This window comes from Vibrio maritimus, from assembly GCF_021441885.1.
Lineage (GTDB): Bacteria > Pseudomonadota > Gammaproteobacteria > Enterobacterales > Vibrionaceae > Vibrio > Vibrio maritimus_B.
The window spans coordinates 209,232-222,027 of record NZ_CP090438.1 but is presented as its reverse complement, the minus strand read 5'-3'; the positions used below and the strand labels follow the sequence as shown (position 1 = coordinate 222,027).

Sequence of the window (12,796 nt, the reverse complement as noted above, 5' to 3'; positions counted from 1 at the left end):
GATCTCTCACTTAATTTCTTTGATTTGGTTCAGACTGCCTAGAACATAATCGTAAGCTAACTTAAACTCGTCTGCCTCTGCGTAACAACGCAGTTCCGGGGCATTACCAGAAGGACGCAAATGAATGATGCTGCCGTCGCTTAACGTTAAACGTAGACCATCCGTGTCATTAACACTGTCAACCTGCAAATGTGATAGCCCCAACTGTTTCAGTAATTCGCTAGGAGATTGCATTCCCATGGCCACCAGGGTGTGGCTTTTCTCCGTTGCAAAGTTTTGTAGTCTATCACTATGGGTATAGCGTTGTGGTAATGCTTTTACTAACTCCGAAATTGGTGTGCTCTGAGCTAGCATTAGCAACATAATCGCTGGGAGCACAGCGTCTCTAGTTGGGAGCGCCTTTAGCATGCGCCCATTAATGGCAACATCGCTTCCTAAAAGATAACCACCGTTCGCCTCAAAGCCGGCCACTGAACCATAGGTTTGAGCCAGTTTATCAAGCTCTGCAATGACATACGGAGAGCCAATTTTAGTGCGTTCCACAGCAGAGAATCGCCCACAGAGGTCGATTGCCGTATTACAACTCACGGGAACAGCAACTGCCTCAATGTTAAGTGCATCTGAGGCTAATAAACCAAGAATATCACCACGCAACCAATTGCCATTTTCATCCGAAACCAGCGGACGATCACCATCACCATCGGTCGAAAAAACAATATCAAGGTCGTACTCTTTCGACCATTGTACTGCTTTGCGAATGTCTTCTTCCGAAACGGCCTCTGTATCAATAGGTACAAAGTGATCGCTACGCTCTAGTTGAATAACTTCAGCACCCAGAGCCTCAAATATCTGATAATAAAGATCACGACCCGCACTTGAATGCTCATAGATACCAATGCGCTTACCTGCCAACCATTGCGTATCAAATAGCGACGTGTAACGAGCAATATAATCATCAGCAGCTTGAGTATCGATGACCAACTCAGGTAACTCTTCAATTGCTGTATACGCCACTGCCTCGTTGAGTATTAATTGCTCGTCCGCCTTGCTTATTTCCCCGTCAGGGCGATAAAACTTAAGACCATTTCTATCAAATGGGATATGACTCCCTGTGACCATAATCGCTGGAATGCTGTTTTCTTTCGACAGATAAGCCAATGCTGGGGTCGGCACAACGCCGTAGTACACGGCCTCGATCCCCATTTGTGATAACAAAGAGGTACACGCTTGTGCCATCGCGTAGCTGCTTGGTCTGTTGTCGATCGCTATCGCTACTTTTTTAACGGTAAAGTTAGGCTTAAGGGCTGCGATAAACGCTGCCGTAAACGCAGCACACACATCCGAAGTAAACTGAGTCACCAGCCCTCTAGCACCACTGGTTCCGAACGCAATGCCACTCTGTTTTATAACTGCAGAGCTTATTAATTGATTTGGCATGGTGACTCCTAACTTCTTCCGTATCGGTCTTCGAAGCGCACAATATCATCTTCGCCAAGGTAACTACCTGTTTGGACCTCTATCATTTCCAATGGTATTTTTCCTGGGTTTTCAAGTGCGTGAACCGTACCTAATGGGATATAGGTCGACTCATTCTCTGTCACGATAATGGTTTTATCGCCGACCAACACGCTCGCTGTGCCGGACACAACGATCCAATGCTCTGAGCGATGGAAGTGTTTCTGAACGGACAATCTCTCACCCGGCTTTACCGTGATGCGTTTCACCTGGTCTCTCGCACCGTTATCGATAGAGTCGTATTTACCCCAAGGACGATAGACCTCGCGATGCAGCTTATACTCCGTACGCTCCGCCGCTTTTAGTTGGCTAACAACACTTTTCACGTTCTGGACTTTATCTTTAGCCGCAACCAAAATCGCGTCTTTGGTTTCGATCACAACGAGGTTATCAACTCCCACCGTCGAGACAAGTTTGCTGCCAGCATAAATATAGTTGTTGGTAGAATCGACCGCGACTACATCGCCCTTAATTACGTTATCGTTGCTGTCTTTTTCAGACACTTGCCACAGCGCAGAAAAAGACCCAACGTCATTCCAGCCTGCATCCATAGGTACCACAACCGCTGACTCCGTTTTCTCCATCACGGCGTAGTCAACCGACTTATCCGGACAAGTTTCAAACACCTCAGCATCAACACGAATGAACTCTACGTCTTGCGAAGGTGCAGCAATGGCTTGCTGACAGATATCTAAGATCTCTGGTTCATACTTAGCCAACTCTTCAAGGTATCGACTCGCTTTGAAGAGGAACATACCACTGTTCCAATAGTATTCCTTGCTCGCTACATACTTTTTAGCCGTTTCTAAATCCGGTTTTTCTACGAACTCACTTACGGCGTAAGCATCGCCTAATTCCGAGCCAGACTTAATATAGCCATACCCAGTCTCTGGGGCATTTGGCACAATACCAAACGTCACTAACTTGCCGCTCGTTGCAGGCGCCTTAGCTTTTTGGATTGACGATACAAAGCTAAGCTCGTCGTCAATCACATGATCAGCTGCCAACACCAACAATAGCGGTTCTTCACCTTCATTCGCATTATTGATTGCTTGAAGCGCCGCGAGTGCAATCGCCGGTGCTGTATTTCTTGCAACGGGCTCTAAAATAATACCGCTGTGTTTGAATCCACCAAGGCGCATTTGCTCAGCCGCAATGAAGCGATGTTCTTCATTACAAATTAGGATAGGTGAAACATGTTCTATGCTAGACAGTCTCGACACAGTCTGCTGAAGCATGGACATATCGCCAGTTACATTCAAAAACTGCTTTGGATAGAGTTCGCGAGACAGAGGCCACAAGCGAGAGCCGGTGCCCCCGGCCATAATAACGGGAGTAATCATTTTTAATTCCTAGTGCTGATTCAAAGAGCGCGTCACATGACAATCAGCTTGTGTGTTCTTTTGAAAATACCACTTACTATGTGCGTGGGTCATCTCGCTCTCTAAAAGCTCTCCTGGTGTAAACCACTTATATTTTGAGTGCTGTTCTAAAGGAAGTGTGTGTAAGTCGTCATTAAAAGTCACCTCATACGCTAAAACAATGTAGTGCGTTGAGAACGCCTCTCCGTAAAAGTTATCATCGTAAAAGTGCTCATAGACACCTTTAAATGTCGATGTTAGAGACTCACACCCTAACTCCTGCTTAACCAAGCGCGCAAATGCGTTTTCGATGGTTTCATCCTTAAGAACACGTCCACCGGGAACAAACCAGTAACCCTGAGCTGGGCGGTTCAAGCGCTTTCCGAGCAGTATCTTACCCGCGTCGTTGCGGACAATAAGATCGATAGAGATTAGTGGCGTTGATTCAATGACAGTTTTAAACACACTTTCTGGCAGCATAGTTTGCTTACATTCACTCATTCAAAAACAATAATCGTGGCAAAATTCAGCTACATTTTTGGGGCGTCGTGAAAACTAATGCCCGCCATGTCTTTCGCAGACAGCGATAAAACATCACCGTCTAGAGGCCACTCAACACCGATAGTAGGGTCATCCCATTTGATCGATATTTCTGATGATGGATCGTAATAGTCAGTACACTTGTATACAAATTCTGCTTCATCACTGGTCACATAAAAGCCATGAGCAAAACCTTCCGGCACCCAAAGTTGGCGTTTGTTTTCCGCTGATAAGTATACCCCTACCCATTGCCCGAATGTTGGAGAGTTTTTACGCACATCGACTGCGACATCAAACACTTCACCAGAGATAACACGGACTAATTTTCCTTGAGTATGCTCGGTTTGATAATGCAAACCACGTAAGATGCCTTTGCTCGATTTAGAATGATTATCCTGAACTAAAGACGTTGGTTGGCCAGTCACTAGCTCTTCAAACTTATCCTGCCTCCAAGTTTCCATAAAGAAACCGCGCTCATCACCAAAAACTTGAGGTTCAATAATTTTCACATCAGGGATGCTTGTTTCTATGACTTTCATGCTCTGTTACCTAGCAATACTTCTTAATGTTCTCTAACGCTTGCTGCCAGTCACTTGGCTCTACTGCAAACACTTGGTGGATTTTATCGCAGTTCAAGCGAGAATTAGCTGGCCTTGGTGCAGGTAATGGATATTGGTCTGCCGTGATCTCATTTACTAGCGGTAGCTTAGACAGCGCACCGTATTTACCCGCCGACTCAAAAATCGCTTTTGCAAACTGATACCAGCTCACGTGTGGCGCTCCAGAAAAGTGATAAACACCAGACAGCTCTGCGCTCGCGAAGTTATCCATTATCGTCACCAACGCTTTAGCGATATCACCCGCATAAGTAGGGCCGCCAAACTGGTCACCGATTATACCCAGTTCAGGTCGATCTTTGCCCAATCGTAGCATCGTTTTGACAAAGTTATTGCCATGTTCGCCAAACACCCAAGCGGTACGCAAAATCGCGTAACGAGAACAGTTTGCTATGACCGCCTCTTCACCTGCGAGCTTACTTTGACCGTAAACCCCTTTTGGATTCGGTTTATCGGTTTCTACATACGGCAACGACTTATCGCCGTCAAAAACATAGTCGGTAGAGATGTGTAGCATCAACGCGCTGAGTGACTCAGCAGCTTTCGCTAAATAACTTGGCCCATCACGATTGATGGCGTAGCTCATCTCTATGTCTGTCTCTGCTTTATCAACTGCAGTATGAGCAGCGCAGTTTATAATCACATCGGGTTTGAGCTCAGCGACAACCGAGTTCACCTGCGCTTCGTTGGTGATATCCAAATCTTCACGGTCATAGGCAAATACTTCAATATTGTCTCTCGCTGACAATACATTAACTAAGCAGTGCCCTACCTGACCATGACTGCCAGTAATTAGTACTTTCATTAACGGTTTGCCTTCTTCGTTTTGTCGTTCACAAGGCGCGCTAAATACTGCCCATACTCGTTTTTCATCATTGGCTTAGCAATCTCAAGCAAAGCCTCATCCGTTAACCATTGGTTGCGCCAGGCGATTTCTTCTAGACACGCCACTTTAAGACCTTGGACATTCTCAATGGTTTGCACGAAAGAAGACGCCTCATGCAGGCTCTCGTGAGTGCCGGTGTCTAGCCATGCAAAACCACGACCAAGCAGTTCAACATTTAAAGAGCCATCTTCAAGATACATTTGGTTCAGCGTGGTGATTTCTAGCTCACCGCGCTCAGAAGGTTTCACCTGCTTTGCCCAATCGACAACGCGGTTGTCATAAAAATAGAGACCAGTAACAGCATAGTCAGATTTAGGCGTTTCTGGTTTCTCTTCAATAGAGACCGCCTTCATCTCACTATCGAACTCAACCACGCCAAAGCGCTCAGGGTCTTTCACTTGATAGCCAAATACAGTTGCCAGCCCCTGAGAAGTAAGTTCTCTCGCTCGCTTTAATTGCTGTCCAAATGATTGACCGTAATAGATATTATCACCTAGTACTAAGCATACTGAGTCATCACCAATGAACTCCTCACCAATAATAAACGCTTGAGCTAGACCGTCAGGGCTAGGCTGAACCTTGTATTCGAGATTGATGCCATAGTCAGAGCCATCACCCAGCAAACGCTGGAAACCGGCTTGGTCTTCTGGAGTGGTAATAATAAGAATGTCGCGAATACCCGCCAACATTAACGTTGAGATCGGGTAATAGACCATAGGTTTGTCGTAGATTGGAAGCAGTTGCTTAGAGGTACCGCGAGTAAGCGGGTATAGACGGGTGCCAGAGCCACCAGCGAGAACAATACCTTTCATAGGGGGAGGTTCCAGTTCTATTTTTTTGAATTAGGGGCTAAGAAAAGCCTAGCCCCTAAGCACAGAAAGTGTGTGGTAATTTTTATTCAGTACCCAGACGCTCACGAGAGTATGAACCGTCAAGCACTCGCGTCCACCATTCACGGTTATTCAAATACCATTCAACCGTTTTACGAATACCTGATTCAAAAGTCTCCGCTGGCGTCCACCCAAGCTCACGCTCAATTTTCGAAGCGTCAATCGCATAGCGAACGTCATGTCCTGGGCGATCCGTTACGTAGGCAATCAAATCTTGGTAGTGATTCACACCCTGTGGTTTGTTTGGCACCAACTCTTCTAACAGTGAACAAATGGTTTTCACGACATCGATATTGGCTTTCTCGTTGTGACCACCAATATTGTAGGTTTCGCCCACTTTGCCTTCTGTTACCACTTTGTAGAGTGCGCGTGCATGATCCTCAACAAATAACCAATCACGGATCTGCAAGCCATCACCGTAGACAGGAAGCTGCTTGCCCTCTAGGGCATTAAGAATCATCAATGGGATCAGTTTTTCAGGGAAGTGGTAAGGACCATAGTTGTTAGAGCAGTTGGTCACTAGTACTGGGAAGCCATAAGTACGTCCCCAAGCACGCACCAAGTGATCCGAGCCGGCTTTACTTGCTGAATAAGGACTGCTTGGCTCATAAGAGGTCTCTTCGGTAAACAGATCGTCGGTTCCTTCTAAGTCGCCATACACCTCATCAGTAGAGATGTGATGGAAGCGGAAAGCCGACTGCTTGCTCTCGTCGAGTGTTTTCCAATACTGGCGAGCAACCTCGAGCATGTTAAAGGTGCCGACCAAGTTGGTTTGAATAAACGCAGCAGGGCCATCAATCGAGCGGTCAACATGGGACTCGGCAGCCAAATGCATCACGGCATCAGGTTGGTGCTTTTTAAAAGCGGCTTCTAGTGCAGCAAAATCACAGATATCAACCTGCTCAAATGCGTAACGCTCTGATTTGTCTGCACCTGGTAACGACTCAAGATTGCCCGCGTAGGTCAACACATCCACATTAACGACACTGTCAGATGTATCTTTTAAGATATGACGAATTACTGCGCTGCCAATAAAGCCTGCACCGCCAGTCACTAATATTTTCATATACTTCCCTTAGTTTTGGCACGCTACCGCCCTTGAGTAACACCCTCAAAAGCAAATTTTAGCGATCGTTTGGAGCCAAAAGCTCCAAATAAAATTGGGAGAATTGTACCTGACTTAGCTACAGCGCGCGAATATTAATGCTTAGTGAACAAAAGTATAGGTTCTCATATCAACAGATAACAGAGAGCGATGGAAAGACACGCTTAACGTGACCCGCTAACTCATTTTTACTCTCTGACTCGCCGTGTATCAGGTGTAGTTGTTTAAGCTCCGAAGCGCACCCTGCTACAAACGACATCAAGTCTTGCTTGTCTGCATGAGCGGAGTAGCCTGACATCGAATGAATGGCTGCGTTTACTCTCACAGCTTCACCATCAATCTCAACATGATGTTGACCGCTTTGAATCGCCCGCCCTAACGTACCGCTCGCTTGATATCCACAAAACACAACATCTGTTCGTTCATCGGTTAGTAGTGCTTTTAGGTAATTAGTAATACGCCCGCCTTGGCACATGCCTGATGCTGCAATCACAATCGCAGCCTCACCGCTTACAGCGAGGCGATTCACAATTTGCATATGATCACGATGAGAATCGACAACCACACATTGCTCAAAATTCAAGGGATGTCGGCCGCTGTGGACATGTCGCTTCGCCTCTTTACTCCATAACTTACGGTATTGGCGATACGCCTTAGTTACCTTGGCTGCCATTGGAGAATCGAGAATAATCGGTAAGCGATTGCTTACTTCATTATCGAACAGCAACTGTTCGAAATCATAAAGCAGCTCCTGAGTTCTACCGACGCTGAACGCTGGAATTAAAATGGCGCCACCATCACTTAAGCTACGGTCAACAATCTTTCGTAGACGCTGACTGCGAGTTGCGGGGTTTTCATGACGCTTATTGCCATAGGTCGATTCCAAAAATAGGTAATCCGCTCGCTGTGGCGGGGTTGGATCTGGCAACAAAGGAGTCTGAGCAGGACCGAGATCACCAGAAAACACTACAACCTCTTGGTTGGGCAGTTTTATCTCGACATACGCGCTGCCTAAGATATGCCCAGCATGTTGAAACCTAAGATAAGTGAAATAGCCATGTCCAGTATCTTTCACCGGCATCCATTCTTGGTATCGAACGGGGCGCAAATGCCGAGTGATCAGCTCCAATATGCGACTTCTAGCTGCGGCGTTCAGATTAAGCTGAAGTTTCAAGCCATCTTCTAACATCAAAGGCACAAGATGCGCTGTCGCTTGGGTGCAATAAATGGGGCCTCGGAAACCTGCGGCAAATAACCATGGCAGGCGACCAATGTGGTCTATGTGGGCGTGAGTAAGCACTAACGCGCGCACAGACCTCAGTGAGAAATCGATATCCAGCGTCGAACCCAGCGCATCTGCACCTTGGAACAGACCGCAATCAATAAGAATTGAGTTGCCATTGATGTTGAGCTCATGACAAGAACCCGTGACAGTATCTTTACCGCCGTGGTGAGTAACAAACACACCCTCTGTTAATTCCATTTAAGTTATCCCCTTCCTCTATTTAAACGAGCAAGGATCTAAAGATTAATACCGACATCCAACGCCAAGTCTCTTGTTTGTGAGTGACTATTCACTTCAATGTCACTTTATCTGCAAGTCTCCATTACCAATGTACAACTGCTCACATATTGAATTATGCACCCATAGACATTTGATTGTCACAATCATGAAAAACCCTTGTACAACAAGAGATCAAGACCGCATTTTTTCTGTGGTCACGCTTCCATTTTGCACGCCACGATTAAATTCTTGCACGACCCCTGTCGTACTCTACTACTATTGATAGTAAGGGAATTAACAGAGGACACAGAGTATGGAACTCACTCTAAAATATGCTTTTTTTCGACATAAGAACCAAACAAAAGGACGCACAATTGAGTCTTTGGTGATAGCGCTCGCCATTCTCTCCATGACAGTGTTGGTCACAGCCAGTGAGCTATACATTATTTTGCCTGCATTAATCGCCACGTTTTTTTGCGTGGGCGCCTTCTGGTTTTTTAGACGCGCCGAAGAAATTCGCAGGTCGATGCCGCAGTAACCTTACAGTCATTCGTGATAATGATCACAATAAATAAAACTGAGTGAGGTCTGCCCTCTGGACCTCACCACTCACCATCAGATTATTTTTCAACCAGTTAGCTTCGCTCTGCCAAAACCACCCTCTCAGCTCTGATTTGCAAATCTTCGGGTTCGTCTTAACCTAAATACAAGATTGGCGACCAGCACAAGACGCAATATGAACCTTGATTCATAAAAAATAACATGGTGAATATTGCTAATAGCGCACGAAGAAAAAGACGTAAAAATAACGCTTCTGCACAACAAAACACTCTGGTCGCGATATTGCAGCACGGACGGTTGGATTCTATATGGCATGGCAAATGATCAGTGTGTTGGTGGGCACGTTTGTAGCGTTGCTCGTCGCACATAAACTCGCCCCTCGACTTGGCTTAGTCGATACCCCAGATATTCGTAAACGTCACAAAGGACAAATACCACTTGTTGGTGGTCTCGCTATAGGATTCGCCCTTTGTAGCGCATTAGTGTTGATGCCCCAACTTATCCCCTACCAAACTCTATTTATCTTGTCGGTCGCGGCGCTAGTAGTTCTTGGGGTGTTAGATGACCGTTATGACTTGAGCTGTCGTAGCCGGCTCATAGTACAAGCAACCATCGCCGTATTGATTGCCGTGCTTGCCGATGTTCAACTCGTGACCTTTGGCGATCTATTTGGGTTTGGTCATGTCATATTCGATTGGCTCGCACTCCCTCTGACGGTGATTGCGGTCATTGGAGCCATCAATGCGTTTAATATGGTCGATGGTATTAATGGCTTATTAGGCAGCTTAGCCAGTATCACCCTTCTTGGACTTAGTGTGCTGTTTGCACTTCAGGGCGATATGACACATTTTCAGCTTTGTATGCTGCTACTGTGCGCAATAGGGCCTTACCTCGCGTTTAATCTTGGTTTACTTGGCAACAAGTATCGACTGTTTATGGGCGATGCGGGAAGCATGATGATCGGGTTTGTCGTGGTTTGGCTACTGTTCACCCTAACACAAAAGCAAACACCACTCGTCACTATGGATGATACATCGGTTCGCCCAGTAACCGCGCTTTGGCTGATTGCCGTGCCACTCATGGACATGGTGGCGATCATGGTAAGACGTGCCAGAAAAGGACAATCCCCGATGACCCCTGACCGAGGTCATCTGCACCACATATTCCAACGTATCGGGTTTGACTCGAAACAGACGCTATTCATCATCTCGGCCATTGCGCTGTTCTTTGCCTCGGTGGGTGTAATTGGTGAAGTGCTGAACGTAACGGAATCGACGATGTTCTATCTATTCTTAGTGCTATTCGGTTGCTATTACTGGATTTTGACTAAGATTTTTCGCTTCACTGCCTATATTCGTTTGGTAAGAAGAAGCCAACCTCAAGAGGTATCTGCGGGGTGAGCTCTTCACCCTTCTTTATGTGAGCATGATTGCACACACTGTGATATTGGTCAGTTTTATTTGAGAACAGAAGTAATAACCAAAAAATATATGGAACTCCGACTTCATTAAAGGCTCGATCTTCAGTACCATTAAGCCAAGAGTCGCATAAAAGAACTCAAATAATTCTAACGACATTCAGATCAGTTATCAGTGGGTTACATGATATTACTTCTCGGCTTTGTGGCGATTACCGCCTTTATCACCTTATTTTTTGCAAGACGCGTGGCAAAAGCCGTTGGTCTTGTCGACAAACCCAATGCTAGAAAACATCACCAGGGCGTTGTTCCCCTAGTCGGCGGCATTTCAATCTGTATCACGGTGACGCTCACCGTACTTGTGTTTGATATTGATATTCAGCACGCAGGTTTGTTCCTCTTTTCTATCTGCACGCTCACTGTGCTAGGCGCAGTAGACGACAAGTATGACCTAAGCTTCAAATCTCGAATGCTGTGCCAAGCACTGCTGTCACTCGCCATGATGCACTTCGCCGAACTAGAACTGCACACGCTAGGCAATATGTTTGGTCTTGGACACACGGAATTAGGCGGCTTTGCAGTATTGATTACCGTGCTCGGCGTGATTGGAGCTATCAATGCGTTCAACATGGTGGACGGCATTGACGGACTGCTCGGTGGGTTATCGATCGTGTCTTTTGGCGCGTTAGCTTTTCTGCTCTATCAAGATGGGCATTCAGGGCTGGGCATGCTTTGCCTCATCTTTATTGCGGCGGCACTGCCGTATATTGGTATGAACCTTGGTTTACTCGGTCGCAAGCGCAAAGTCTTTATGGGCGATGCGGGCAGCATGATGATCGGCTTTAGCATTATTTGGCTGCTACTGAGCGGCAGTCAGGATGAGTCTGGTGCGATTATGAGACCCGTAACAGCATTGTGGCTAATCGCTCTACCTTTGATGGACATGGCAGCCATTATGATTCGTCGTATTCGTCGCGGCGATTCGCCATTCAAGCCTGATCGCGAGCATTTACACCATATCTGCCAACGCCTAGGCTTAAGCTCACGTCAAACTCTATTCGCAATCTGCTTACTGGCTTCAGCGCTAACAGGTTTTGGACTCTACGGTGAGATTGCCCAGATTTCAGAACCTATTATGTTCTACGGCTTTATTGCATGCTTTGTTGGTTATGCGCTTTGCCTATCCTACATCTGGCGAATTACGCGTTTTGTGCGTGTAAAACTGGGTCGAGAGCCTCAACCAGAAACCGTCGAGTCAAACTAACCATAGTCAGAGCTGCTGAGATTAAAAAAACAAAGCGCCCCAACCTAATCAAGGTTGGGGCGCTTTGTATATAACTGGCCAATAATGTACTGATTTAAGATGATTGACTATCAAGCCAATCAAAATAATGCTCGCAACCATCTCGACCAGATTGGATAAGCATGGCTTTTCGCTCATCACTCAAATCAAAATCAGTGGTATTCACGCCTTTAGTATCAATGTAAACAGTACGCTTCCAGTCATTACTATCTAAATGACGACTTTGCTGGGCTTCCAATACCGTATTGATAACAGCAGAAGTAAAATCGAACAGATCGTTAATCTCTCGCTTTTTGGGCTCTTTATGGTCACGGAAGCAATCAATCTCTTCTTTGCTATCTAAGCGAAAGCCCAAGGTTTCTTTGTTAAGAACCCTCAGTCCGACAGGTGCTGTATCTTCAATGAAATGCTGATAATCAAACAGCTTGATTGGATAGTTGCGTAACAGCCCGCCATCCACATACACATCACCGCGCAAACTACGCTTAGCAGAAAAGAATAACGGAATAGACATAGAAATACGCACTGCATCCGCGATGCAGACGTTAGGAGTGTTCTCAGCGGAGAAAACCTCAGAGAACGAGGTTGAGATATTAGTGCCGACCAAATAAATGGAGCGAAAGCCTTTTTGAGCCTTCATCGCCTCTAGCTCGGCAAACGTAGATTCTGGGTTACCCGTCTTCGCTTCAATCAACTTGGCGATCCAAGTACGAAAGTAGTCACCTTTGTACCAGCCAAACTCTTCGGTTAAGCGCTTGGCATCACGTACAAAGCCCCAGTCTTCATCTAGGAAATTAGTGAAATCTAGCTCCCAGAGGATGTCGTGCATTTCTTGGTGGGAGTAGTCTAGTGCCAATAATAGCGCGTTAATCGCACCGGCGGAGGTACCCCCAACACGCTCGATGATATCCATAAAGCCCTTTTGGTCTATGACATGAAGAGCTCCTAAATACGCGATCCCTTTAACGCCGCCTCCCTCAAACACGAGGTTCTTGAATAAATATGGCATGCCCTTGCTCCTTACACATTAGATAATAAGGACAAGGTTAGAATATATGTTGCGTATGGAACTTAGACTCACTCGCAAAATTCGCCCT

The 12,796-nt window shown here is 46.1% G+C and carries 12 protein-coding genes; 3 read left to right on the top strand and 9 right to left on the bottom strand.

Annotated features, from left to right (window positions below; genetic code table 11):
- Nucleotides 1-6: 6 nt before the first annotated feature.
- The 8 genes from LY387_RS01025 to LY387_RS00990 all read right to left on the bottom strand — a co-directional run bounded on the left by LY387_RS01025 (nucleotide 7) and on the right by LY387_RS00990 (nucleotide 8,397).
- Nucleotides 7-1,437, bottom strand: a complete 1,431-nt coding sequence (locus LY387_RS01025) for a phosphomannomutase (RefSeq protein ID WP_234495033.1) — start codon at nucleotides 1,435-1,437, stop codon at nucleotides 7-9.
- Between the two features lie 8 nt (nucleotides 1,438-1,445).
- Complete coding sequence (locus LY387_RS01020; RefSeq protein WP_234495032.1) at nucleotides 1,446-2,858, bottom strand: mannose-1-phosphate guanylyltransferase/mannose-6-phosphate isomerase; 1,413 nt, start codon at nucleotides 2,856-2,858, stop codon at nucleotides 1,446-1,448.
- 9 nt (nucleotides 2,859-2,867) lie between these two features.
- Nucleotides 2,868-3,377 carry a GDP-mannose mannosyl hydrolase gene (locus tag LY387_RS01015; protein ID WP_326491997.1) on the bottom strand — a complete coding sequence of 170 codons (510 nt, stop codon included), beginning with the start codon at nucleotides 3,375-3,377 and terminating at the stop codon, nucleotides 2,868-2,870.
- Nucleotides 3,378-3,406: 29 nt separating this feature from the next.
- The gene (gene rfbC, locus LY387_RS01010) at nucleotides 3,407-3,955 is read right to left on the bottom strand and encodes a dTDP-4-dehydrorhamnose 3,5-epimerase (protein WP_234495031.1); all 549 of its coding nucleotides are present in this window, start codon (nucleotides 3,953-3,955) and stop codon (nucleotides 3,407-3,409) included.
- Nucleotides 3,956-3,965: 10 nt separating this feature from the next.
- Nucleotides 3,966-4,838 carry a dTDP-4-dehydrorhamnose reductase gene (gene rfbD, locus LY387_RS01005; protein ID WP_234495030.1) on the bottom strand — a complete coding sequence of 291 codons (873 nt, stop codon included), beginning with the start codon at nucleotides 4,836-4,838 and terminating at the stop codon, nucleotides 3,966-3,968.
- On the bottom strand, nucleotides 4,838-5,731 hold the full coding sequence (rfbA, locus tag LY387_RS01000) for a glucose-1-phosphate thymidylyltransferase RfbA (RefSeq protein ID WP_234495029.1): 894 nt from the start codon (nucleotides 5,729-5,731) through the stop codon (nucleotides 4,838-4,840). The genes rfbD and rfbA overlap by 1 nt, the downstream gene beginning before the upstream one ends.
- An 82-nt stretch (nucleotides 5,732-5,813) precedes the next feature.
- Nucleotides 5,814-6,875, bottom strand: a complete 1,062-nt coding sequence (gene rfbB / locus LY387_RS00995) for a dTDP-glucose 4,6-dehydratase (protein WP_234495028.1) — start codon at nucleotides 6,873-6,875, stop codon at nucleotides 5,814-5,816.
- A gap of 169 nt (nucleotides 6,876-7,044) precedes the next feature.
- Nucleotides 7,045-8,397, bottom strand: a complete 1,353-nt coding sequence (locus LY387_RS00990; RefSeq protein WP_234495027.1) for an MBL fold metallo-hydrolase — start codon at nucleotides 8,395-8,397, stop codon at nucleotides 7,045-7,047.
- Nucleotides 8,398-8,731: 334 nt separating this feature from the next.
- On the opposite strand from LY387_RS00990, the gene LY387_RS00985 reads away from it, so the two are divergent.
- From LY387_RS00985 to wecA (LY387_RS00975), 3 genes are all read left to right on the top strand, one after another.
- Nucleotides 8,732-8,956 carry a hypothetical protein gene (locus LY387_RS00985; RefSeq protein ID WP_042477068.1) on the top strand — a complete coding sequence of 75 codons (225 nt, stop codon included), beginning with the start codon at nucleotides 8,732-8,734 and terminating at the stop codon, nucleotides 8,954-8,956.
- A 331-nt stretch (nucleotides 8,957-9,287) separates the two neighbouring features.
- Nucleotides 9,288-10,379, top strand: coding sequence for a UDP-N-acetylglucosamine--undecaprenyl-phosphate N-acetylglucosaminephosphotransferase (wecA, locus tag LY387_RS00980; protein WP_234495026.1), 1,092 nt, complete (start codon nucleotides 9,288-9,290; stop codon nucleotides 10,377-10,379).
- Nucleotides 10,380-10,580: 201 nt separating this feature from the next.
- A complete protein-coding gene (gene wecA / locus LY387_RS00975) occupies nucleotides 10,581-11,660 on the top strand; it encodes a UDP-N-acetylglucosamine--undecaprenyl-phosphate N-acetylglucosaminephosphotransferase (RefSeq protein WP_234495025.1) in 1,080 nt (359 codons plus the stop codon).
- Between the two features lie 94 nt (nucleotides 11,661-11,754).
- Here wecA (LY387_RS00975) and LY387_RS00970 read toward each other — a convergent pair whose 3' ends face one another.
- Nucleotides 11,755-12,708, bottom strand: coding sequence for a patatin-like phospholipase family protein (locus LY387_RS00970; RefSeq protein WP_234495024.1), 954 nt, complete (start codon nucleotides 12,706-12,708; stop codon nucleotides 11,755-11,757).
- Between the last annotated feature and the right edge of the window lie 88 nt (nucleotides 12,709-12,796).

Excerpts from the sequence above, each read along its gene's own strand:
- LY387_RS00970 (WP_234495024.1), bottom strand. The coding sequence starts at position 12,708 with ATGCCATATTTATTCAAGAACCTCGTGTTTGAGGGAGGCGGCGTTAAA.
- LY387_RS01020 (WP_234495032.1), bottom strand. The coding sequence starts at position 2,858 with ATGATTACTCCCGTTATTATGGCCGGGGGCACCGGCTCTCGCTTGTGG.
- LY387_RS00985 (WP_042477068.1), top strand. The coding sequence starts at position 8,732 with ATGGAACTCACTCTAAAATATGCTTTTTTTCGACATAAGAACCAAACA.
- LY387_RS01025 (WP_234495033.1), bottom strand. The coding sequence starts at position 1,437 with ATGCCAAATCAATTAATAAGCTCTGCAGTTATAAAACAGAGTGGCATT.
- LY387_RS01015 (WP_326491997.1), bottom strand. The coding sequence starts at position 3,377 with ATGAGTGAATGTAAGCAAACTATGCTGCCAGAAAGTGTGTTTAAAACT.
- rfbD (WP_234495030.1), bottom strand. The coding sequence starts at position 4,838 with ATGAAAGTACTAATTACTGGCAGTCATGGTCAGGTAGGGCACTGCTTA.
- rfbB (WP_234495028.1), bottom strand. The coding sequence starts at position 6,875 with ATGAAAATATTAGTGACTGGCGGTGCAGGCTTTATTGGCAGCGCAGTA.
- wecA (WP_234495026.1), top strand. The coding sequence starts at position 9,288 with ATGGCATGGCAAATGATCAGTGTGTTGGTGGGCACGTTTGTAGCGTTG.
- wecA (WP_234495025.1), top strand. The coding sequence starts at position 10,581 with ATGATATTACTTCTCGGCTTTGTGGCGATTACCGCCTTTATCACCTTA.
- rfbA (WP_234495029.1), bottom strand. The coding sequence starts at position 5,731 with ATGAAAGGTATTGTTCTCGCTGGTGGCTCTGGCACCCGTCTATACCCG.
- LY387_RS00990 (WP_234495027.1), bottom strand. The coding sequence starts at position 8,397 with ATGGAATTAACAGAGGGTGTGTTTGTTACTCACCACGGCGGTAAAGAT.
- rfbC (WP_234495031.1), bottom strand. The coding sequence starts at position 3,955 with ATGAAAGTCATAGAAACAAGCATCCCTGATGTGAAAATTATTGAACCT.